This is a genomic window from Stenotrophomonas sp. CASM114, assembly GCF_049384325.1.
GTDB classification, from domain to species: Bacteria; Pseudomonadota; Gammaproteobacteria; order Xanthomonadales; family Xanthomonadaceae; genus Stenotrophomonas; species Stenotrophomonas muris.
In genome coordinates this window covers 55091-77873 of record NZ_JBMRGJ010000010.1, presented here as the reverse complement: position 1 = coordinate 77873, position 22783 = coordinate 55091, and the positions used below count along the sequence as shown (strand labels likewise).

At 68.1% G+C, this 22783-nt stretch carries 16 protein-coding genes; 9 read left to right on the top strand and 7 right to left on the bottom strand.

Annotation, left to right across the window (positions count from 1 at the left end; all coding sequences use genetic code 11):
- Positions 1 to 7: 7 nt before the first annotated feature.
- Positions 8 to 676, bottom strand: coding sequence for a maleylacetoacetate isomerase (gene maiA / locus VG566_RS11915; RefSeq protein WP_241884618.1), 669 nt, complete (start codon positions 674 to 676; stop codon positions 8 to 10).
- 14 nt (positions 677 to 690) lie between these two features.
- Positions 691 to 1680, bottom strand: coding sequence for a fumarylacetoacetate hydrolase family protein (locus tag VG566_RS11910; RefSeq protein WP_014645836.1), 990 nt, complete (start codon positions 1678 to 1680; stop codon positions 691 to 693).
- Positions 1681 to 2591: 911 nt separating this feature from the next.
- On the opposite strand from VG566_RS11910, the gene VG566_RS11905 reads away from it, so the two are divergent.
- The gene (locus VG566_RS11905; protein ID WP_014035874.1) at positions 2592 to 4013 is read left to right on the top strand and encodes a DEAD/DEAH box helicase; all 1422 of its coding nucleotides are present in this window, start codon (positions 2592 to 2594) and stop codon (positions 4011 to 4013) included.
- 566 nt (positions 4014 to 4579) lie between these two features.
- On the opposite strand, the gene VG566_RS11900 is transcribed toward VG566_RS11905, so the two are convergent.
- The gene (locus VG566_RS11900; protein WP_241884617.1) at positions 4580 to 7174 is read right to left on the bottom strand and encodes a M14 family zinc carboxypeptidase; all 2595 of its coding nucleotides are present in this window, start codon (positions 7172 to 7174) and stop codon (positions 4580 to 4582) included.
- A gap of 74 nt (positions 7175 to 7248) precedes the next feature.
- Positions 7249 to 9888: a TonB-dependent receptor gene (locus VG566_RS11895; RefSeq protein WP_241884616.1), complete on the bottom strand. Its 2640-nt coding sequence runs from the start codon at positions 9886 to 9888 to the stop codon at positions 7249 to 7251.
- A gap of 192 nt (positions 9889 to 10080) precedes the next feature.
- On the opposite strand from VG566_RS11895, the gene queD reads away from it, so the two are divergent.
- Entirely contained in the window at positions 10081 to 10443 is a 363-nt protein-coding gene (queD, locus tag VG566_RS11890) for a 6-carboxytetrahydropterin synthase QueD (protein WP_014645831.1), read from the top strand.
- Between the two features lie 118 nt (positions 10444 to 10561).
- Entirely contained in the window at positions 10562 to 10909 is a 348-nt protein-coding gene (locus VG566_RS11885) for a phasin family protein (RefSeq protein WP_014035870.1), read from the top strand.
- Positions 10910 to 11375: 466 nt separating this feature from the next.
- Here the strand turns inward: VG566_RS11885 and asnB are convergent, their stop codons facing one another.
- On the bottom strand, positions 11376 to 13277 hold the full coding sequence (gene asnB / locus VG566_RS11880; RefSeq protein WP_053496209.1) for an asparagine synthase (glutamine-hydrolyzing): 1902 nt from the start codon (positions 13275 to 13277) through the stop codon (positions 11376 to 11378).
- 349 nt (positions 13278 to 13626) lie between these two features.
- Between asnB and VG566_RS11875 the strand changes: the two genes are divergently transcribed.
- Together VG566_RS11875 and VG566_RS11870 are read left to right on the top strand one after the other, a co-directional pair.
- Positions 13627 to 14316: a winged helix-turn-helix domain-containing protein gene (locus VG566_RS11875; RefSeq protein WP_014645829.1), complete on the top strand. Its 690-nt coding sequence runs from the start codon at positions 13627 to 13629 to the stop codon at positions 14314 to 14316.
- A complete protein-coding gene (locus VG566_RS11870) occupies positions 14313 to 15659 on the top strand; it encodes an ATP-binding protein (protein ID WP_032959211.1) in 1347 nt (448 codons plus the stop codon). The genes VG566_RS11875 and VG566_RS11870 overlap by 4 nt, the downstream gene beginning before the upstream one ends.
- Here VG566_RS11870 and VG566_RS11865 read toward each other — a convergent pair.
- Both VG566_RS11865 and VG566_RS11860 read right to left on the bottom strand, forming a co-directional pair.
- Positions 15656 to 17125 (bottom strand): sensor histidine kinase, encoded by a 1470-nt coding sequence (locus VG566_RS11865; protein ID WP_032959213.1) that lies wholly within the window; start codon positions 17123 to 17125, stop codon positions 15656 to 15658. The genes VG566_RS11870 and VG566_RS11865 overlap by 4 nt on opposite strands.
- Positions 17122 to 17841, bottom strand: a complete 720-nt coding sequence (locus VG566_RS11860) for a response regulator transcription factor (RefSeq protein ID WP_014645826.1) — start codon at positions 17839 to 17841, stop codon at positions 17122 to 17124. The genes VG566_RS11865 and VG566_RS11860 overlap by 4 nt, the downstream gene beginning before the upstream one ends.
- A 144-nt stretch (positions 17842 to 17985) precedes the next feature.
- Here VG566_RS11860 and msrB point away from each other — a divergent pair, with 144 nt between their 5' ends.
- The 4 genes from msrB (at position 17986) to VG566_RS11840 (ending at position 22770) form a co-directional block, all read left to right on the top strand.
- Positions 17986 to 18558: a peptide-methionine (R)-S-oxide reductase MsrB gene (msrB, locus tag VG566_RS11855; RefSeq protein WP_032959218.1), complete on the top strand. Its 573-nt coding sequence runs from the start codon at positions 17986 to 17988 to the stop codon at positions 18556 to 18558.
- Between the two features lie 2 nt (positions 18559 to 18560).
- Positions 18561 to 20327 (top strand): cytochrome c biogenesis protein CcdA, encoded by a 1767-nt coding sequence (locus VG566_RS11850; protein ID WP_241884615.1) that lies wholly within the window; start codon positions 18561 to 18563, stop codon positions 20325 to 20327.
- A 14-nt stretch (positions 20328 to 20341) separates the two neighbouring features.
- Positions 20342 to 21079: a peptide-methionine (S)-S-oxide reductase MsrA gene (gene msrA, locus VG566_RS11845; protein WP_032959274.1), complete on the top strand. Its 738-nt coding sequence runs from the start codon at positions 20342 to 20344 to the stop codon at positions 21077 to 21079.
- A 242-nt stretch (positions 21080 to 21321) separates the two neighbouring features.
- Entirely contained in the window at positions 21322 to 22770 is a 1449-nt protein-coding gene (locus tag VG566_RS11840; protein ID WP_241884614.1) for a PLP-dependent aminotransferase family protein, read from the top strand.
- Positions 22771 to 22783: the final 13 nt, after the last annotated feature.

Below are 22783 nucleotides of genomic sequence, written 5' to 3'. Positions count from 1 at the left end.
CTTTTTTTCAGGCGGCGTCGGGCTGGTTTTCCGGGCGTGCGCGGTCGAAGGCATCCACTGCGTGGCAGGCCGCTTCGATGCGGCGCAGGGTCGGGTACGGTGCCAGGTCCAGGCCGAAGCGGTGGGCGTTGTACAGCTGCGGCAGCAGGCAGATATCGGCCAGGCCGGGACGGTCACCATGGCAGAAGGCGCCGGTGTCACGGCTGTTGACCAGCAGGGCTTCCATCGCCGCGAAGCCCTCGGCGATCCAGTGCAGGGTCCACTGCGTGCGCGCATCGGCCGGCACCTGCAGATCGCGCTCCAGGTACTGCATCACCCGCAGGTTGTTGATCGGGTGGATGTCGCAGGCCACCAGCTGGGCCAGCGCCCGCACCCGCGCGCGGCCGGCGGCGTCGGCCGGCAGCAGCGGTACCTGCGGAAAGCGCTCGTCCAGGTATTCGAGGATCGCCAGCGACTGGGTCAGCACATGCCCCTCATGCAGCAGGGTTGGCACCTGCTGCTGCGGGTTGAGCGCCCGATAGGCATCCCGGTGCTGCTCGCCACCGTCGCGCACCAGATGCACCGGCCGGGCCTCCCAGGCCAGGCCCTTCAGCTCCAGACCGATGCGCACGCGGTAGGCGGCGCTGGATCGCCAGTAGGTGTACAGCACGATGCCGTCGTCGACCGGGATCTCCATGGCCGCCTCCATGCTCAGGGCCTGGCCGCCTGTTCGATGCGCTGCTCGATCGCACCGAAGATGCTGTTACCGGCGGCATCGAGCATCTCGATGCGGACCACGTCGCCGAACGACATGAACGGCGTGCTCGGCTTGCCGTCGCGCAGGGTTTCGACCACGCGCTGCTCGGCGAAGCACGACGCACCCTTGCTGGTGTCCTCGTTGGCGATGGTGCCCGAGCCGACGATGGTGCCGGCGACCAGCGGACGGGTCTTGGCCGCATGCGAAACCAGCTGGGCGAAATTGAACTGCATGTCCACGCCCGCTTCCGGCGCACCGAACCACTGGCCGTTGATGTGGGTCAGCAGCGGCAGGTGCACCTTGCTGTCCTGCCACGCGGCGCCCAGCTCGTCAGGGGTGACGAACACTGGCGACAGCGCCGAGCGCGGCTTGGACTGCAGGAAGCCGAAACCCTTGGCCAGCTCGCCCGGGATCAGGTTGCGCAGCGAGACATCGTTGACCAGGCCGACCAACTGGATATGACCGGCTGCCTGTTCCGGGGTCGCCGCCATCGGCACGTCGTCGGTGATCACCACGATCTCCGCTTCCAGGTCGATGCCGTAGTCCTCGCTGACCACCTTGACCGCATCGCGCGGGCCGTAGAAGCCGGCGCTGGTGGCCTGGTACATCAGTGGATCGGTGTAGAAGCTCTCCGGCACCTCGGCGCCACGGGCACGGCGCACGCGCTCGACGTGCGGCAGGTAGGCGCTGCCATCGACGAACTCATAGGCGCGCGGCATCGGCGCGGCCAGTGCCTGCGGGTCGAGGTCGAACACGCCATCGGCATCGCCAGCGTTGAGCGATTCGTACAGGGCGTTCAGGCGCGGGGCGATGTGGCTCCAGTCCTCCAGGGCCTGCTGCAGGGTGGCGGCAATGCCGGTGGCGCGCACGCCGTGGCGCAGGTCACGCGAGACGACGATCAGGGTGCCGTCGCGGCCGCCTTCCTTCAAAGAACCAAGCTTCATGGGTGGGTGTCCGGAGTCGTGGGCAAACAAGTTTCAAGTGTAATCAAATCTGCGGCGACGCCAAGCTGCAGCGCGGCATCGGCCCACCCTACCGTAGTGGGGGGTTCGGCAGGGCTTGCTGCCCTGCACCTGCTCAATGCAACAGCAACGGCAACGTCAAAAGCGGCTCTGGCTTTCTACTGGTTGGGCGGGGCGGTGTGGGCCGGCAGGACACGCCGTAAACCCGTCCATGGGGGCTCGATGGCGCCATCCATGGCGCCAACGGTCCTGCCCACCCACACCGCCCTACCCCCGACAGATCCCCGCGGCGGCTGTTGGTGGGTGCCGACCGTTGGTCGGCACATCTGTCAGATATCGAATGAAATTCCGGGGCCAGATCCGTTTTCCTCCGGAAAACGGATCTGGCCCCAAGAGCATTTCCGACAGACCGCAGCAAACTGTCGAAGGCGGGGTGGGTCCGGTTGAGGGGGTGTGAGCGGCATGGATGCCGCGACCAAGCCCCCATGGATGGGTTTACGGCGCCCCCCCTCAACCGGACCCACCCCGCCAACCCTCAGGAAGCCAGCTTTTGACGTTGACGTGGCTCTGGCCTCCGCGGGTGCAGGGCTGCAAGCCCTGCAGACACCCCCTACCTGAACAGGCCTTTTTGCGCGAAGTCTCGAACATCGTTTAGACTTGCAGGGTCTGCAGCGGCCGTCCGTTTCCCTCCGGGATCGCCGGCGACCAGGGTCCGCCCTCTTCGCCCGCCCCCACTCCGACGCCGTTCGTCACGCATTCCAGCCTGCGCTTCGTGCCGGCTGCACCCAATTCTCGCAGCGCGGTTCACGGGAACGCTCCGAGTCAGCCGATCAGTTTGATCTGCCCCCGTCTGTCCGCTCGGACAGGCGTTTCTTGTACTTGGAGCAAACTCAATGTCTTTTGAATCGCTGGGCCTGGCGCCCTTCCTGCTGCGCGCGCTCGCCGAGCAGGGCTACGAAAACCCGACCCCGATCCAGCAGCAGGCGATCCCGCTGGCGCTGGCCGGCCGCGACCTGCTGGCCGGCGCACAGACCGGCACCGGCAAGACCGCCGCGTTCGGCCTGCCGCTGCTGCAGCACCTGGGCACCGCCTCGCAGGAGGTACGTGCCGGCCCGCGCAAGCCACGCGCGCTGATCCTGGCCCCGACCCGCGAGCTGGCCACCCAGGTGCATGACAGCCTGCGTGGCTACAGCAAGTACCTGCGCATCCCCAGCGCCTGCATCTACGGCGGCGTCGGCATGGGCAACCAGCTGGACATCCTGCGCCGTGGCGTGGACCTGCTGGTGGCCTGCCCGGGCCGCCTGATCGACCACCTTGAGCGTCGCAGCGTCGACCTGTCCGGCATTGAAGTGCTGATCCTGGACGAAGCCGACCGCATGCTCGACATGGGCTTCCTGCCGTCGATCAAGCGCATCCTGGCCAAGCTGCCGAAGCAGAACCGCCAGACCCTGCTGTTCTCGGCCACCTTCGAGGACAACATCCGCCAGTTGGCGCTGGAGTTCATGCGCAACCCGGAACAGATCCAGGTGACGCCGAAGAATACTGTGGCCGAAACCATCACCCACCGCGTGCATCCGGTCGACGCCGGCCGCAAGCGCGACCTGCTGCTGCACCTGCTGGCGCAGGACAGCCGCGAGCAGACCCTGGTGTTCGCCCGCACCAAGCATGGCAGCGACAAGCTGGCCACCTTCCTGGAAAAGTCGGGCATCAAGACGGCGGCGATCCACGGCAACAAGAGCCAGGGCCAGCGCCTGCGTGCGCTGGGCGACTTCAAGGCCGGCCGCGTGACCGTGCTGGTGGCCACCGACATCGCCGCGCGCGGCATCGACATCAACGAGCTGCCGAAGGTGATCAACTTCGACCTGCCGATGGTGGCCGAGGACTACGTGCACCGCATCGGCCGCACCGGCCGCAACGGCGCGACCGGCCAGGCGATTTCGCTGGTGGCGCAGGATGAAGTGAAGCTGCTGCGCGCGATTGTGCGCCTGCTGGGCCGCGACATGGACATCCGCGATGTGCCGGGCTTCGAGCTGCAGACGCCGATCCGCTGGGGCAACAGTGCGCCGGGCAAGGCCGAGCACGATACCGGTGAGCGCGCACCGCGCAAGAGCCACGCGCGCCGTCCGCACGGCGATGCGCCGCGCCATGCGCATGCTGGCCCGAAGAAGGCCGGTGGTGGCCGCCGCGAGGGCGGTGGCAATGGCCAGCAGCGTGCCGGTGCGGGCGCGGGTCAGGGCCAGCGTCGTGGCGGTGGCGGCAATGGTGGCGGCCGTGGCCGCGGCCAGGGTGGCAACGGCGGCGGTCGCGCCGGCTGATCCCAGCTGACAGGGAGTGTGCTTCCCGCTGCGCGGGGGCTTCTTACCGAGGGACGGCGCTGACGCGCCGTCCTTTTTTTGTTGCTGGCTACCGTGAGTAGAAGCTGGCGGTGTGTTGCGCTGAGGGCGGATGGGCATGGGGCCAGCGCAAAACACGCCGTAAACCCATCCATGGGGGCTCGGTCGGCGCATCCATGCGCCTCACGGTTTTGCGCTGGCCCCATGCCCATCCGCTTCAAGCATTGCCTGCGCCTTCTTGTCCCGCCGGGTAGCCGGGAGAAGAAAGATCAAATTCAAATTCAAATTCAAATTCAAATTCAAATTCAAATTCAAAGGCAAAAGCCGAAGTCGCAATTCCTGGCTTTGCTTTTGCTTTTGCCCTCGCTCCCGCCTTGGGGTCTGACGCGTCCGCGCCCGCTGGAAACTGTCTTGGGGAGGCCGGGCGGGCTGCGCAGGACCGTTGGCGCCAAGGATGGCGCCATCGAGCCCCCAAGGACGGGTTTACGGCGTGTCCTGCGCAGCCCGCCCGGCCTCCCCCACACGCATCAATCAAGGCGCGCAAACCCTCAACCCCGCGCTTTACTCGGATTCACCAGATTCCCGAAGAAGATCGCGTTGATCAGCAGCCGGTCCGTGCCATGCCAGTACTTGCGATGCGCCGGATCATCGGCGAACAGCACCACGTTACCCTGCCCCTGCGCCGACACCAGCAGCCACGCGCTGCCCGCCACCCGCGTGCGGTTGCGCTCGGACAAGTAACCGTTCACCCGCGGCGGCGCGTCGATGCGTACCACCGTCGAGAACGGGTTCGCACTCGGCTGCAGCGTCACCGTGTTTTCCTTGTTGATCGCCAGTTGCCGGCGCGGCACGCCGAACGCCAACGGATGGCTGGTATCCACGTCGGCACTGAGGATGTTGCCGCTGACCCGCTCGATCGCGGCGATGTCGCGCTGGTCGCCGAACGCACGGCGGCTCTCGTCGGCAGTCTCTTCTTCCTTGCCGAGCTTCTCGCCGTCGGCCAGCTTCTGTTCGATCGCCCACTTCGAGGCGCTGCCGTAGGTCACCAGTGAACCTCCGGCCTGCACCCAGCGCTTCAGTGCGGCCACCGCCGTGGCATCGATGCCGGTGTAGGTGCCGCCGGACAGCACGATCGTGGTGTAGCGGTCCAGCGGTACCTTGCCCAGCTGCTGCGGGTCCAGCTTGCTGGCAGGCAGGTGCAGCTGCTGGTCGAGCAGGAACCACGCCGAACCGATCTCGGTGGCGGCCACGCCCTCGCCCATCACCAGCGCGACCGTGGGCTTGCGCAGCGCCTTGACGCCGTCACTGCCGAGGTCGATGCCTTCGCGGCTGCGGCCGCTGGGCAATGCGTGCACCTGCACACCCGCCTCGCGCGCGGCCGACGTCACTGCCTCAAGCAGCGCTGCGCCCTGCAGCGATTGCCCGGCCACCGGAATCACCAGGCTGCCGGCGGCGAAGCTGACCTCGCCCTGCGCGGTCGCGGTGGTGAACGGCTGGAATGCCGCACGTGCGCTCACGCCCTTGCCCTGCAGTGCAGCCAGCGCGCGCCCGGCGTTGTAGTCGCGCCAGTCGATCGCGTAGGCAAATCCGGCCTGGCTACCCAGCACCGCGCCCTGCGCCGCCGGCAGCGCGGTCACGCGTGCACCGCCTTCGATACGGCTGCGGCTACCGGCGAAGGCCGCGCCGTAGGCCGGTGCGATTGCATAGCTGGTGCTGCCGTAGAACACATCACCCTTGATCGGCGGCGTCTCGGCAAAGATCGAATGCACCAGGCGGAACTGCGCCTGTTGGACCGGCACAACGTAGGCGCTGCCGGCATCGAAGCGCTGGCCATCGACGGTGACGGCACGATCCAGCGCGCGCACCTCGACGCGATGCAGCAGCAACAGTTCCAGCAGGCGATGGGTCAGGGCCGGGTCATGCGCATCACCGAACACGAAGCTCTTCACCGGCTGCTGTGCGGCCTGCTTCAGCGCGCTCTGGAAGAACTGCTTCTGCAGGTCGAACAGGCCGCTGCGCTCGGTCACTGCGCCACGCACCGTGCCCAGCCCGGTGGCGACCTGGTTGCGGATGGTGAACGGGAACGTCAGCAGGCCATTCACCGATTCCTGCACGCGGCCGCGCGAGCTGGCCTGTTCGACGGTCACGCCGACGGCACCATGGAAGTCCGGGTAGGTCGAGCCGTATACCGGCGAGAAGTTGTCGAAGTTCTCGCCGGTGTAGTACAGAGAGCCCAGCGCATCCAGCGCCTGCGCGTGGTACTTGGCCAGGGTCTTGTTGAATTCGTACGACGCCGCGGGAATCAGCGGACTGTGCATGCTCTTCGGCGAGGGCTCGAAGTAATAGGTGCTGTCCTTGCCCATTTCGTGGAAGTCGATCTGCACGTTCGGGTACCACTGGTGGAACACCTCCACCTTCGGCCGCGAGTCCTGCTGGGTCAGGGCCAGCCAGTCGCGGTTGAGATCGGTGAAGTAGTGGTTGGTGCGCCCTTGCGGGAACGGTTCGACGTGCTCCTTGTCGGCCGGGTCGGCCGAGGCCGGATCGGAGGCCCACGCGTTGTGCCAGTTGGCGGCACGATCGCGACCGTCCGGATTCTGCGCCGGGTCGAACAGCACCACCGCCTGCTGCAGCCACTGCTGGGTTTCGGCGCTGCGGTTGGCCACCAGGTAGTAAGCCGTCAGCATCGCCGCCTCGGCACTGGAGGTCTCGTTGCCATGCACGCTGTATCCCAGCCACACCACCACCGGGCTGTCGCCCGCCGCACTGCGCGGCTGCGCCGGATCTGCCAGGGTCGCGTGCTGCTGGCGGATCTGTTCCAACCGCGCGTGGTTGCCTGCGGCAGTGACAGTGGCGATCAACAGCGGGCGGCCCTCATAGCTGCGGCCGATCTCGCGCACGCTGATCCTGTCCGAGCGCCGGGCCAGTTCCTGGAAGTACGCCACCAGCTGGTCGTGCCGGGTGTAACGGCTGCCGATCGGATAGCCGAGGAACTGCTCCGGCGTGGGCACGGCGGTATCGAACGCCGCTGCATCGGCAGCCTGCGGAAAGAAGTAGGTGCTCTGTGCCTGTACCGGCTGCGGTTGGAACAGTGCGGTGGCGGCGGCAAGCAGCAACGGAAGAACGGCACGACGATGCAAGGACACGGTGACTCCCCTGGAACACAACGGCAGGCGGTCGCGCGACCGGTCCCTTGGGGAGACCGGTCGCAGCGGGTGGATCAGAAGCGGTAGTCGAAGCCCAGCGTGAAGTAGCGGCCGCGCAGGTCGTACTGGCTGAAGTCGTACGGCGCGCGGATGCCCGGGAACGAGGCATCGTACGGCGGCGTCTTGTCGGCCAGGTTCTGCACCTTGGCGTACACCGTCAGCTTGTCGATACCGGTGTAGGCCAGGTACAGGTCGTACTGGCTGTAGCTGCCGACGCGCTGCTGCACGGCCTTGGCGGCGGTGCTGGCCTCCTGGCGGTAGCTGCTGGTGTAGTACCAGGTCACCGCGGCGTTGAAGTCGCCGTATTTCCAGTCCAGGGTGGTGGTGGCCTTGTCCTTGGGCAGGGTCGCGCCGAGGTTGCTGCCGGCGTAGTCGAACAGCGGGCCGCCGACCACGGTCGGGCGACGGTAGTCACGCACGTGGGTGTAGGCGGAGGACACGGTGAAGTCGCCGAGCGCAGCGGTCGGGATGCGCTGGCGCAGCTCGACGTCGATGCCCGAGGTCTTCAGCTCGCTCAGGTTCTGGTAGCGGTTGTAGACGGCCTGCAGCTTGCCGCGCTCGTCGCGCTGCACGGCGCCGGCCACGTTGTCGTTGACCAGGGTCTGGGTGTTGTTGGTGCCGACCAGGTTGTCCAGCTGGATGCGGTAGTAGTCCACGCTCAGGTTGGTGTTGGCCCATGGCGACAGCACCACGCCGAAGTTCACGCTCTTGGTGCGCTCGGGCTTCAGTGCGTTGTTACCAACGGTGAAGAAGGTCGGATTCTGGCGCGAGCCCGGCACGTCCGGATCACGCGGGTCGGCCACGCTGCCGTAGGCGATGCTGGTGCTGTTGGAGTTCTCCGACAGCGACGGTGCACGGAAGCCCTTCGACGCCGAGGCACGCACCAGCAGGAAATCGAGCGGCTGCCAGCGCAGGCCGATCTTCGGCGAGAACGCATCGCCGAAATCATCGTAGTGATCGGCACGCGCGGCGGCGGACAGTTCCAGGGTCGAGGCCAGCGGCACGTTCACTTCGGCGTAGGCGGCACTGACCTGGCGCTGGCCATGTACTTCGGCGATGGCCGGGCGCACCTGCAGGCCGGCATCGATCTGCCACGGGTTGTTGGAATCGAGCTTCTCGCGGCGCCACTCGACACCGGCGGCGAAGCCGATCTCGCCAGCCCAGGTGTGGCCCAGGCTGCCGGAAATCTTGGCGTCGACGCCCTGCAGCTTGGACTCGGCCGGACGCAGCGTGGCGATGTTGATCGAATCACGTACCGACTGCGGCGTGGCCGCCGGATTCAGCAGGTTGTAGCTGCCGGTGGCCAGCGCACCGGCCAGCGCCCAGCGATTGGCGAAGCCGCCGGACACGCTCTCACGCTCGCTGCTGCGTGCGCCGAATGCAGCCACTTCCCAGTCCCAGTTCGCAGTGGTGCCACGCAAGCCGAACACGCCGCGATAGGCGGTGGAACGGTTGGTCTTGATCGTGCCGCCGAGGTCGAAGAAGGTGTATTCGATCGGGATCGCACGGCCGTACGGGTTGTACGGATTGTTGGCCGGCAGCAGCGACGACACCGGTTCGGCCAGGCCACTGTTGGCGTTCAATGCGAAGCGGCCGCTCTCCAGGGTGAAGAACGGGCTGCTGCCGAACCACGCGGCACTCTTGATCTGGCTGTACAGCACTTCGCCGAAGGCTTCGACGTTGTCGTTCAGGCGGAAGGTACCGTTGGCATAGGCCTGGTAGCGCTTGGTCGAGGGGATCAGCGTGGTGAACGGGGCCTGGTTGAAGCCGCAGGTGTCGCCGGCCAGGCCGTCGATCGGCGCGCTGGCGACGCGGGTGGTACCGACTGGGCAGTTGCCGTTGGCGTCGAGCATCGGCACCGACACGCCGTTGACCAGGTAGCGCGCGCCCTTGGCCGACCAGCCGTTCCAGCGGCCGCCGGGCTTGTCGGTGTAGATGCCGCTCCTGGTCAGGTTGCGTTCGTCCTGGTCCAGACGTTCGCGGTTGTAACCCTGCAGGCTGAAGAGGATGTTGTAGCCATCGGTGTCGAGATCACCAAGGCCGCCGACGAACTTCAGGTTCTGCTCGTGCAGGCCGCCCTGGTCGGCACCACCGAAGCTGCCGCCGATCTCGGCGCCTTCGAAGTTCTGCCGGGTGATGATGTTGACCACGCCGGCCACGGCGTCGGAACCGTACACCGCCGAGGCGCCGTCCTTGAGCACTTCGATGCGCTCGACCGCGACCAGCGGCAGCGCGTTGAGATCAACGAACGTATCGGACAGGCCACCGGCCGGGAAGCCGTAGTTGGCCAGGCGGCGGCCGTTGAGCAGCACCAGCGTGTTCTTCTGCGACAGGCCGCGCAGGCCGATGCCGGCCGAGCCGGAGGCCCAGCCGTTGTTGGTGGTTTCGTTGCTGGCGTTGCCGGTGTTGGCCGAGATCGAACGCAGCACATCTGCCACGGTGGCCTTGCCGGTCTGTTCCAGCTGCTGGCGGCCGATCACCTGCACCGGGTTGGAGGCCTCGGTATCGGTGCGCTTGATGTTGGAACCGGTGACACGCACGGCGGCCAGGGTGCTGGCTTCGCCACTGGCGTCGGCGGAGGTTTCGGCGGCGGCAGACAAAGGCGCGGCCAGAGCGACGGCCAGGGCCGCCACGAGCAGGGTGTGCTTGGGCATGACGATGTGGGGGAGGTGGTAAGGGCGATGAAGTTCCGCAGTAGTCCATGCCTGGCCCGGGTCCGGCCAATAACATCTCTTCATACGGATATAAGAGAAACTATCATCTCTTCATCCGGATGGAAAGAGTTACTTCACGAGAGCCCGGCATCCGCTCAGGATGGCCGGCCACCTGCGGCGTACAATTGCGCCATGGAAATCTTCAAAGTCTTCATGCTCGAGGCGGCGCACCGCCTCCCCAACGTACCGCCGGGGCACAAGTGCGCGCGCCTGCACGGCCACTCGTTCCGGGTGGAACTGAAGGTCGAGGGCGAGCCGGGTGCGCAGACCGGCTGGATCATGGATTTCGGTGACGTGAAGGCGGCCTTCCAGCCGATCTACGATCGCCTGGACCATCACTACCTCAACGACATCCCCGGCCTGGAGAACCCGACCAGCGAGAACCTGGCGGTGTGGATCTGGAACGAGCTCAAGCCCGGCCTGCCGGCGCTGAGCGAGATCACCGTGCACGAAACCTGCACGTCGGGGTGCCGTTACCGCGGCCCCACTGCCTGATCAACCCATTGATCTGAAAGGTGTTTCAAAGGCGCCTTGGGGCGCCTTTGTTATTTTTGTTGCATTGCCGCATCAAGGGCGTATGCTGCAATGCATCAAGCCACTCCCTGACGCCCTCATGGCCGCCGCCTTCAGCGATCGCTTCAGTGATGCCACCCGCCAGCTCGCCGCCGCGGCAACGCGCGCGAACCGGTTGGCGTTGGAGAACGCGGAAAGCATGTTCGGCGTGCAGCTGAAGGTGATGGAGCGCAACCTGACTGCGACCGGCGGCTGGCTGGGTGAACTGGCCCGCGGCGAGGATGCGGCCGGGACGCTCTCCAAGGGCGCGCAGCTGTGGCAGGACAACCTGCAGCGGCTGGGCCAGGCCCAGCAGGACGTGGTCGGTCTCGGCCTGCAGGCCAGCAAGGCTTGGTCCGAGCTGGTGCAGGGCTACAACGAATCAACGGCGGACGCGAACAACCACTGACGCGACGCAACACTCATTGCGTGGGTCCCTCCCCCCACGCAATCCGGACCCGGCAGATCCCTCCCTCTGCCGGGTCTTTTTTTGCTTGTCGTTTCGATACCGAAGCGCGTCTTCGTGCGACGTCTCTGCAGGCTGAAGGGCCCCGCCGGGGGACATTCGTACGCAAGGGTCTCCGCCCTGCGCCGCGCAGAATGCATCCGCCACACGCATGTCTTCGTCCTGATCCGCCGCGAACCGATGGGCCCTGCTCGCCCCGACGAGGCTCGGCTTCCGGCGAGGAGATCACAGCGCTCGCGGCCGCCTTTCAAGGAGGCGCCGGCGAACTCCGAACGCCGGGCGGAGGCCCTTGCGTACGAAGTAAAGGGGGAGGTGACGGCCAACGGCCGGCGCCGGAGGACATTCGTACGCAAGGGCCTCCGCCCGGCGCCACGCAGAATGAACCCGCCGCACGCGATGCAGGAAGGGCTCAGCGCCCGCGACCACCATGCCAATGCTGGTGCCACGCCTGGAACATCAGCACGTTCCACAGGTGCGTGTGCCACTTGCGCTCGCCCCGCAGGAACGCCTCCCAGATACCACGCACGCGTGCCACATCGAAGCAGCCCTGGTTGCGCAGCAGCTGCGGATCCAGCAGCGCCTCCGCCCAGTCGCGCAACGGACCGGCCAGCCAGCGGGCCATCGGCGGGCCGAAGCCGCGCTTGGGGCGATACACCAGCGGTTCCGGCAGGTAGCGCGCCAGCAGGTGCTTGAGGATCAGCTTGTGCTCGCCATCGTGGTACTTCAGGTGCTGCGGCAGCCGCCAGGCCAGGCGCACCACCTCCATGTCCAGCAGCGGTGCACGGGTTTCAACACCCGCCGCCATGCCCGCGCGATCAACCTTGGCCAGGATGCCCTCGGCCAGGTCCATGCGGAAATCCAGCAGCTGGATGCGCGCCTCGGCCGGCAGCGCCGTGTCCTGCTGCTGGAAGATCGTCACCGGTTCGCGCGCACCCAGCACCACCTGCGCCGGCTGCCGCCAGCGGGTCACGCGCTGCAGGTAGTGGCCTTCCACATCATTGGCAGCCACCTCGGCCACCAGGGCGCGCCAACCACCGAGGCGGCCGCGCTCGACGTTCATGCGGTTGCCGCTGCGCCGCGCCAGGTCGCGTACCCAGTCCGGCAGGCCACCACACAGGCGCGCATTGCGCAGCGCGCGGCCATAGCTGGGATGCCCGAAGAACAGTTCATCGCCACCGTCACCGGTCAGTGCCACCGGCTTGCGCGCCCCCAGCAGTTCACTGGCCAGCAACGTCGGCAGCTGTGAAGCGTCGGCAAAGGGTTCGCACCAGACCTGCGGCAGGCGCTGCAGCAGGTCCAGGCCCTGGCGCGCGTCCATGCGATGCAGGTGGTGCTGCACGCCCAGATGGCGCGCGACCTGCGACGCCCAGTCGCTCTCGTCATGCCCCGGATCATCGAAGCCGACCGTCCACGCTTCGATCGGCAGAGTCGATTGTGCCTGCATCATCGCCGTCACCAGCGAGGAGTCGGTACCGCCGGACAGGAACGCGCCGCACGCCAAGGGCGAGTGCATGCGTGAGGCGATGGCCTTCTGCAGTACCGCTTCAAGCTGGTCGGTGGCCTGTTCCAGGCTCGGCGCCGGCTGCAGCGGCTCCTGCAGTGCACTCTGCATCGCGTCGCGTGCGCACCAGTAACGCGCGCCGCCCTGCGCGGCCTGGCTGGAGCAACCCGCGGCATGGTCGCTGAGATCGATACGCAGCATCGCGCCCGCCACCAGTTTGTGGATGCCACGGTAGATGGTGTGCGGCGCCGGCACATAGTCGTGGCGCAGCAGCAGGCTCAGGGCATCCTGGTCGATGCTCGGCGCGAAGCCGGCGAAGGCCTGCAGCGCCTTCAACTCCGAGGCGAACAGGAACTGGCCCTGGTACCAGCCGTAATACAGCGGCCGCTCGCCCACCGGATCACGGGCCAGCCACAGCACGCGCGACTCCCGGTCCCAGACGCTGAAACCGAAGGCGCCTTCGATGCGCGACAGCGCCCGCTGCACGCCCCATTCGACGATCGCCTGCAGCAGCAGCCGCGCATCGCTGCAACTGCGGGGCAGATCGCGCAGCTGCGCCTGCAGGTCGCCGCGGTTGTACAGGCGGCCGTCCAGGCACAGCACGTAGCGACCGCAGTCCGAGCTCAGCGGCTGCAACGGCGTATCGGTCGGCGCCCGGCAATGGCCCAGCGCGAGGCCGGCCTCGGCGTCGGTCCAGTAGCCGATGCGGCCACGCCCACGCTGCTGCAGCGCGCGCAGCATCGGGGCCAGCTGCTGCAGCAGCTGCTCATCCTCGGCGGGCGGCAGCCAGGCCCCGACCACGCCGCTCATCGGAAGCCTCCGCACTGGCAGCGGCGGGACGGGTTCGGCAGGCAGGGGGCGGCGGGCGACATGGGGACGGCACGCGGAGCGGAGGAGACTCCATGCTCGGCGCGGGGGCGCGCGGCGTCAGTCGCTTTGCTGTCAGCGATCGTCACCAGCCGTATCACGAAGGTAACGTTTTGTAACAGCAACAGGCTATGCTGGCCGCCAAGTTGTTGCCGGGACTGAGACCCGGCCCGCGCGCCAGCAACCCCGGCTGAATGGCGCCCGCCCCCGGGACCCGGGCGGCCCGAAGCCTGGGATAGCATCGCCGCGCTCGTGCCGTGGCGGTACGTTTGCGCCCACGGAGGCCTTGGAAATGCTGGATATCGTACTGGTCGAAGACGATGCCCGCCTGGGAACGATGGTCAGCGACTACCTGCAACGGCATGGCTACCAGGTGGCCCACGAGCGCAGCGGCGAGCGCGCCGTAGCCCGGATCCTGGCGGAGAAGCCGGCCCTGGTGCTGCTCGATGTGGGCCTGCCCGACCAGGATGGTTTCGAAGTGTGTCGGCAGATCCGGCCCCACTATGACGGCATCATCTGCGTGCTGACCGCCCGTACCGACAACATCGACCAGGTGCTGGGCCTGGAACTGGGGGCCGACGATTACATCGGCAAACCCATCGAACCGCGGGTGCTGCTGGCCCGCCTGCGCGCCCACCTGCGCCGCCACCGCCGGGTCGAACCGCGTGACGGCAGCCTGCGCTTCGGCGAGCTGAGCATCGACCCGTCCACCCGCAACGTGCACCTGCAGGGCAGCCTGCTGGAGCTGACCACCGCCGAGTTCGACCTGCTGTTCCTGCTGGCCAGCAATGCCGGCCAGATCCTGGACCGCGACGCGCTGCTGCGCGGCCTGCGTGGCATCGCCTTCGATGGCCTGGACCGCTCAATCGATGCCCGCATCTCGCGCCTGCGCCGCAAGCTGGGCGACAACCCGGAGCAGCCGGAACGGATCAAGACCGTCCGTGGCCGCGGCTACCTGTTCAGCCGCTCGGCATGGGGATGAAACGCACACCGTCGGCGATGCGCGGCCACGCCTTCCATTTCCTGCGCTACGGCATCGGTTTCCTGGTCGCCCACCTGTTGTTGATCGTGCTGGGCCTGTGGGCCTGGGACGCCCTGCTGGAAGACCGCACCGAAGCCGGCCTGCAGGCCGAGATGCGCGGCACGCACGCGCTGCTGCAGCATCGCTTCGCCGAAACCCCGCGCGAGCAGTGGCCGGCACTGGCGCGCGAACTCGACGCCGATTTCGCCTACGCGCTGCGCATGGTGCCGCTGGCCGAGGCGGTGAAGGCGCTGCCGGCCAGCCAGCGCCCGCCGTTCAACAACGGCCGCGTACAGATCGATCTGGAGCACATGCGCAGCCTGCAGCGGATCGGCGACAGCGACTACGCCGTGATGCTGGGCCCGTTGGACGAGGCGCTGCCGGACGAAGGCTGGCAGGACAGCGAAGTATCCGGTGTGGCGATCCTGCTGCTGATCCTGATGGTGGCGGTGGCACTGCCGATGTACGTGATGGTGTACCGGCTGTGGCGCGACGTCTCGCAGTTGGCCCAGGCGGCCCGCCGCATGCGCGACGGCCAGCTGGACACGCGTGCGCCGCGCGCCGGCACCGCGCTGGTGCGGCCGCTGGCCAACGCCTTCAACCACATGGCCGAGCAGCTGCAGCAGCTGCTGGAAAGCCAGCGCGTGCTGGCCCAGGCGGTCGCGCACGAGGTGCGCACGCCGTTGGCACGGATGCGTTTCGGCCTGGCCGACCTGGAAGACACTGCGCTCGACGATGTGCAGCGCGATGCGCTGGGCGGGCTGCGCACCGACGTCGATCGGCTGCAGCACCTCACCGATGCCGGCGTCGAATACGCCGCACTGGGCCGCTGCCATCAGCTGACCCGCCAGCGCCTGCAGCTGGCGGCGCTGGTGCGCGGCGTGGTGGCCCAGTTCGCACCGTTGCCGATGCCGGTGCAGCAGGCGTTGTCGCCGGTGGGCCTGGTCAACGTCAACCGGCACATGCTGGAACTGGCGCTGCGCAACCTGCTCGGCAATGCGCTGCGTTACGCGCGTCGGCAGATCCGCATCGCCAGCACGGTCAATGACGGCTGGCTGTGCCTGCAGGTGGAGGACGACGGCCCCGGCATCGCACCGGAACTGCGCGGCCAGGTGCTGCAACCCTATGTGCGGCTGGACCCGGGCAGCCCCGGCTTCGGCCTCGGGCTGGCGCTGGTGCAGGTGGTGGCCGACAAGCATGGCGGCCAGGTCGAGGTGACCGATTCGGCGCTGGGCGGCGCCTGCATCCGCCTGCACCTGCCGCTGGAAACCGGCGGTGTCGTGGAGGCCGAGGCAGCCTGCTAGACCGCCGTTTCCGCGCGCGGCAAGGCAAACACAAACAGCGCGCCCCGTTCGCTGTCGCGCAGTTCGATGCGGCGGCCATGCAACTGCACGATGCGCTGCACGATCAACAGGCCCAATCCGCCGTTGTCGCCACGCCGCGCGCCGAGCGCGGCCGGTGCCTGGAACAGCTGGGTACGCAGCGCCGGGGCTACCCCGGGGCCATCATCGGCGACGCAGACCTCCACGCTGTCGGCGGTCGCGCGCAGGCGCACCTCGATCTGGCCACCCTCGGGTGCATGGCGCAGCGCGTTGTCGAGCAGGTTGGTCAGCACCCGCTCGACCAGGCCCAGGTCCGCACGGACCAGCGGCAGGCCGGGCGGAAACGCCGCGTGCAGCTGCTGGCCACGCGCCTGTGCCGCCAGTTCGAACTTCTGCAGCACGTCCTGCAGCAGCTCCGGCAGCGCGAACACTTCCCACTCCAGCCGCACTTCGCCGTGCTCCAGCCGCGCCAGTTCGAACAGCGCGCGCGCCAGCCGGCCGACCTTGGCGCTCTGAGCCAGCGCAATGCCGAGATAGCGGCGGCGCTCATCCGGTGACAGCGTGGCGTCCTTCAACGCCAGCGTTTCCAGGTAGCCGTGCAGCGACGACAACGGCGTGCGCAGGTCGTGCGAGATGTTGGCGACCAGTTCACGGCGCTGCAGATCCTGCTGGCGCAGCTGCTGCCACTGCTCGCCCAGCCGCTGCGCCATCTGCGCGTGCGCATGTTCCAGGATCACCAGTTCGTCGCGCTCACCAGCGCGCAGCGGCTCCGGCGGCGGCAGCGGCGTCGGCGCATCGATGTCAAAGGCCTGGATCCGCCGGGTCAGCCGCCGCAACGGACGCGTCACCCAGTAGAACGCGACCAGCCCGGCCAACAGGCCGAGGCTGCCGACCAGCACCACCGACCACAGCGTGGTGTTCCACTGGCTGCCGGCGGCAAGATCGTCGGCGAGCATCTGCCGGTGCTCGCCGACCAGCACCACGTACACATAGCCGGCCGGCCGGCCCTGCACGATCAATGGTGCGGCACTGAACACCTTGCGGCCATCGGCGCTGCGCGGGTCATCGCCGAGGATCGGCAACGGTGCACCGGCCAGCAGGCGACGCAACGGCGCCACATCCACCCGGTTGCGCACCAGATGTCCACTGGGTGCATCGTGACCGAGGATGCGGCCCTGGTCGTCCAGCAGGTAGACCTCGACGCTGGGGTTGACCGCCATCAGCTGGCCGAACAGCGCGCGCACCGCGGCATCGCGCATGCCGCTGGTGTCCATCAGCTCGCTGCGCTGGGCGATATGTTCGGCCAGGCCCAGCGACAGCCGCTGCACGACTTCCTGCTCGTGGCGGGTGTTGGCACGCATCTGCAGTGCCAGCAGCGCCATGCAGCACATCAGCATCAGCGCGGCGGTCACCACCGCCAGCTTCTGCCACAGGTTCGGCTTGATCATGCCGCCGCCCCGGCCGGGTCGACCAGCTTGTAACCGCGGCCCCACACCGTCAGCAACCGCCGTGGGTTGGCCGGGTCGGGTTCGATCTTGCTGCGCAGGCGGTTGATGTGGGTGTTGACCGTGTGCTCATAGCCATCGTGCTGGTAGCCCCAGACCTGGTTGAGCAGTTCCATGCGTGCGAACACCTGGTCCGGATGACGGGCGAAGAACAGCAGCAGGTCGAACTCGCGCGGGGTCAGTTCCAGCGTGTTGCCATCCACCGAAGCGGTGCGCGCGACCGGATCGAGCTGCAGCCCACCCAGCTCGATCGCGCCGGCATCGATGCGCGCGCTCTGCGCCATCGCCTCGGCGCGGCGCAGCAGCGCACGTACCCGTGCCACCAGTTCCGGCATCGAAAAGGGTTTTGCCAGGTAATCGTCCGCGCCCAGTTCCAGGCCGACGATGCGCTGCGTTTCACTGCCGCGCGCGCTGATGATGATGATCGGGACATACCGCGCCATCGCGCGCGCGCGCTGGCACACCTGCAGCCCGTCCACGCCGGGCAGCATCACGTCCAGCACCAGCGCATCCCACGGGCCGTCCTGCTCGAGCAGGCGCAGGCCGGCATCGCCGCTGGCGGCATGGGCGACGTCGTAGCCCTCATCACCCAGGTGCATGCGCAGCAGGTCGGCGATGTGGGCATCGTCTTCAACGATCAGCACGCGTTTGGTCGACATCGGCAGCTCGGGGCCAGTGGGGAGGCTGGCTGCATTGTGGCGCGGGACGGCCGCCGATACCTCACGAAAAATTGAATCCTGCGTGAGGATTCGTTGACCCGGGCGGGCGCAGCATGGCCCCGTCGCCCCTTCCCGGAGTCCGCCATGTCCCTCTCCCGCCGCCATCTGCTGGGCCTGGGCGGTGTCGCCACCGCCGCCGGCCTGTTCGGCCTGGGGGCCTGCAGCCGCGCCGCCCCGGCCGCCGCCGAAGCGCGCCCGTCGCGACAGTTCGAGGTCATGCACAGCGATGCCGAGTGGCGCCAGCGACTGACGCCGGCGCAGTACGCGGTGCTGCGCCAGCAGGCCACCGAGCGCCCCTGGAGCAGCCCGCTCAACAAGGAACACCGGCAGGGCACCTTCGCCTGCGCCGGGTGCGCACTGCCGCTGTTCTCCTCGTCCACCAAGTTCGAGAGCGGTACCGGCTGGCCCAGCTTCTGGGCGCCGCTGCACAACGCCATCGGCGAAGACCGCGACGTCACCTTCGGGATGCTGCGGGTGGAGGTGCATTGCCGCCGCTGCGGCGGCCATCTCGGCCATGTGTTCAACGATGGGCCACGCCCCACCGGGCTGCGCTACTGCATGAACGGTGCGGCGATGGTGTTCGCTCCCGGCGCCACGGATGGCACTGCCGACGGCTGGCGGGTGCCGGTCGGTTCTTCCCCTGCTTCCGGAGCCTGACGATGCTGCTGTTGCTGCTTGCCTATCTGGGGGGCGCGCTGACCCTGCTCAGCCCCTGCATCCTGCCGGTGCTGCCGTTCGTGTTCGCGCGTGCCGATCGCCCGTTCCTGCGCAGCACGCTGCCGCTGCTGCTGGGCATGGCGCTCACCTTCACCGTGGTCGCCAGCCTGGCCGCGGTGGGCAGCCAATGGGTGGCGCAGGCCAACCAGGTCGGACGTTGGGTCGCCCTGCTGCTGATGGCGTTGTTCGCGGTCGCCCTGCTCTGGCCACGACTGGCCGACCACCTGCTGGCGCCGTTCCAGCGCATGGGTGCCCGCCTGAGTGCGCGCGCCGATGCGGCGGATGCCGCGGGGCACGGCGGCGCGTGGACCTCGCTGCTGATCGGCATCGCCACTGGCCTGCTGTGGGCACCGTGTGCCGGGCCGATCCTCGGTCTGGTGCTGACCGGCGCCGCCCTGCATGGCGCCAGCGTCGGTACCACTGCGCTGCTGCTGGCCTACGCACTGGGTGCGATCACCGCATTGGCGCTGGCGGTGTGGATCGGCGGCCGGGTGTTCCGCGCGATGCAGGCGCGGCTCGGCCTCGGCGATGCACTTCGCAAGGTGCTGGGTGTGGCCGCGCTGCTGGCCGTCGTGGCGATCGGCCTCGGCTGGGATACCGGCCTGCTGACCCGCTTGTCCACGGTCAGCACCGCCCGTATCGAGCAACGCCTGCTGGATGCAGTGCCCGGCGCGCAGCCGGCGGCACCGCCGATGATGATGGCCGGCGCCAATGCCGGTGCCGATGCAGCGCTGCCGGTGGAGGGCACGCTGCCCGCGCTGGACGGTGCCACTGGCTGGCTCAACAGCCCGCCGCTGAGTGCACAGCAGCTGCGCGGCAAGGTGGTTCTGGTCGATTTCTGGACCTATTCCTGCATCAACTGCCTGCGCGCGATGCCGTTCGTGCACGAATGGGAGCGACGCTACCGCGACCACGGCCTGGTGGTGGTCGGCGTGCACACGCCGGAGTTCGCCTTCGAGCGTGACCCACGCAACGTGATGAAAGCGGTGCAGCAGCTGAAGGTCGAGTACCCGGTGGCGCTGGACAACCAGTACACGATCTGGCGCGCCTTCAACAACCGCTACTGGCCGGCGCAGTACTTCGTCGACGCGCAGGGCAATATCCGCGGCCACCAGTTCGGCGAGGGCAACTATGCGCGCTCGGAACAGATGATCCGTCGCCTGCTGACCGAAGCCGGGCAGACCAATCTGCCGCCACCGGCCGATCCCGCTGCCGCCGGCCTGAAGGGCGTGGCCGTGCAGGCCGACATGGGCAACCTGCGTTCGCCGGAAACCTACCTGGGCCACGCCCGCGCCGAGCAGTTCGCCTCGCCCGGCGGGCAGCGCAGCGACGCCGCGTTCGACTACACGCTGCCGGCCACCCTGGCGTTGAACCAGTGGGGGCTGTCCGGGCGCTGGACCGTCACCGATGAGGCCGCACAGCTGCAGCAGGCCGGCGGCCGCATCGCCTTCCAGTTCCATGCGCGCGACCTGCACCTGGTGCTGGCACCGAGCGAGGACGGCAGGCCGGCGCGCTTCCGCGTCTGGCTGGACGGCAAAGCGCTGCCCGCCGCCGATGCCGGCAGTGATGTTGGTGCCGATGGCAGTGGCGTGGTCGACGAGCACCGCCTGTACCAGCTGGTGCGCCAGCGCGGCGCAGTCGGTCCGCATCGCTTCGAGATCGAGTTCCTCGATGCGGGCGTGCAGGCCTATGCCTTCACCTTCGGTTGAACCGGGAGGACATGATGAAACTCTCCTTTGAACAGGGCATCGCCGCCGGTGTGGCCGGCCTGGTGGCCACGGCCTTGATTGCCGGTGTGCTGCTGGTTGACCACGGCGCGATTGCGGCGCCGGTCGAGGCCAGCGCGCAGATCCAGGCACTGCCGGCCCCCACCGGCGATGCGGCGTTCCGCGATGACGCCAGCCACGCCAGCGTGGTGTTCGCCGGTGGTTGCTTCTGGGGTGTGCAGGGCGTGTTCCAGCACGTCAAGGGCGTGAGCAATGCCGTGTCCGGCTACATCGGTGGCAGTGCGGCCAATGCGCGTTATGAGCGCGTCAGCGGTGGCCAGACCGGCCATGCCGAAGCAGTGAAGATCGACTACGACCCGCGCCAGGTCAGCTACGGGCAGCTGATGCAGGTGTTCTTCTCGGTGGTGCACGACCCGACCCAGCTCAATCGGCAGGGGCCGGACCACGGCAGCCAATACCGCTCGGCGATCTTCAGTGACGACGCACGCCAGCAGGCTGCCAGCCGCGCCTACATCGCCCAGCTCGGCCAGGCCGGCAGCTACCGCGCGCCGATCGTCACCCAGCTGGTCAGCGGCCAACGCTTCTACCCGGCCGAGAGCTACCACCAGAACTACATGACCAACTACCCGCAGGCGGCCTACATCCGCTACTACGACGCACCGAAGCTGGCCGCGCTGGGCAGGCAGTTCCCGGCGCTGTACCGGCGCGAGGCGGTGCTGGTGCCGATGCGGTAGCCGGCATTCCCCCTTGGGCTGACCGACGCTCGGCGGTGCTCTCTGTAGAGCCGAGCCCACGCTCGGCTGCTGTTGGCGGGAGTGCAGCCGAGCATGGGCTCGGCTCTACACACAGAAAAAGACGCACGGCCATCCAGCCGTGCGTTTGGGAAGTATCGGCCGTGCCCCGATCAGGCCCGGCCGACAACGACATGCTAGGCTCGCCATCATCATGGGTACAGCACCAGATGGTGGGAAATTCGATGGATACAGATGACCAGAGCGCGATGATCCCACCCCGCTACCAACGGCTGTCCGATGAGCTGGCCGAGGCCATCCACGGCGGACGCCTTCCGGTTGGCAGCCGCCTGCCTTCGCTGCGGCAGATGGCCCTGCAGCGCAGGCTCAGCCTGAACACGGTGATTGCCGCCTATCGCCAGCTGGAGGACGCCGGCCTGGTCATTCCGCGGCCCAAAGCCGGCTTCGAGGTGGCGCCGCGCTTGTCGGTGCCAGAGCGTTCGCTGCGTGATACCCCGTCCGCACCCACCGCACCACTGCAGCAGGTGCTGATGGCCCGCGTGCTGGAAGCACAGCGCCGCCCCGGTGTGATCGACCTGGCCTTTGCCGGTCCGCGCGGGCGCCAGTTCTATCCGGGCGCGCAGCTGGCCCGGCATACCGCACAGGTGCTGCGCCACGGCCAGCAGACGGTGGAGACCTACGCGCGCCCCAACGGCTCGCCACGGCTGCTGGCGCAGATCGTGCGGCGTGGCCCGCGCATGGGGCTGCACACCCACAGCGAACGCCTGCTGCTGACCCATGGTGCGATGGAGGGCCTGCAGCTGGCGCTGCGCGCGGTCACCCAGCCCGGTGATGCGGTCGGCATCGAGGCACCGTCCTACTTCAACCTGTATCCGTTGCTGGCCAACCTCGGCCTGCAGGCCATCGAGCTGCCCACCCATCCGCAGCACGGACTGGATGTGGATGCGCTGGACGCGCTGCTGCAGCACACACCGCTGGCCGCACTGGTGGTGATGCCGACCGTGCACAACCCGCTCGGCTGCACCATGCCGACCGCCGCCAAGCAGCGCCTGGCCGAGCTGGTCAACGCACGGCAGCTGCCGCTGATCGAGGACGCGGTGTACGCCGAGCTGCAGTTCTGCGAACCGCCGGCGCCCCTGCTGAAGGCCTTCGATCGCGACGGCTGGGTGATGGTGGTCGGAGGTTTCTCCAAGACACTGGCGCCGGATTACCGCATCGGCTGGCTGGATGGCGGCCGCTTCGCCGAGCGCATCGCGCTGCTGAAATTCCAGTCCACCGGCGGCGAGCCGCAGCTGCTCGGTGACGCGGTCGCGGCGTATCTGGAAGCGGGCAGCTACGAGCACCACCTGCATCGCATGCGCCGGCTGTACCGCGAACAGGTGGGACGGCTGCGCCAGCTGGTGGCCGAGCACTTCCCAGCCGGCACCCGCGCCACCGAACCGCAGGGCGGATTCCTGCTGTGGCTGGAACTGCCGGGCGTGGATACGCGCGAGCTGTTCGAGCGAGCGCTGCAGGAGGACATCGTGTTCATGCCCGGCCAGGTCTATTCACGTGGCGCGCGATACCGCCACTGCCTGCGGCTGTCGTGCTGCCAGACCCTGGATGCGCGCTTCATCGGCGCGGTGGAACGACTGGGCGCGATCGCGCGGGAGCTGGCGCCCGCAGCACGGTAGTGCCGGCCGCTGG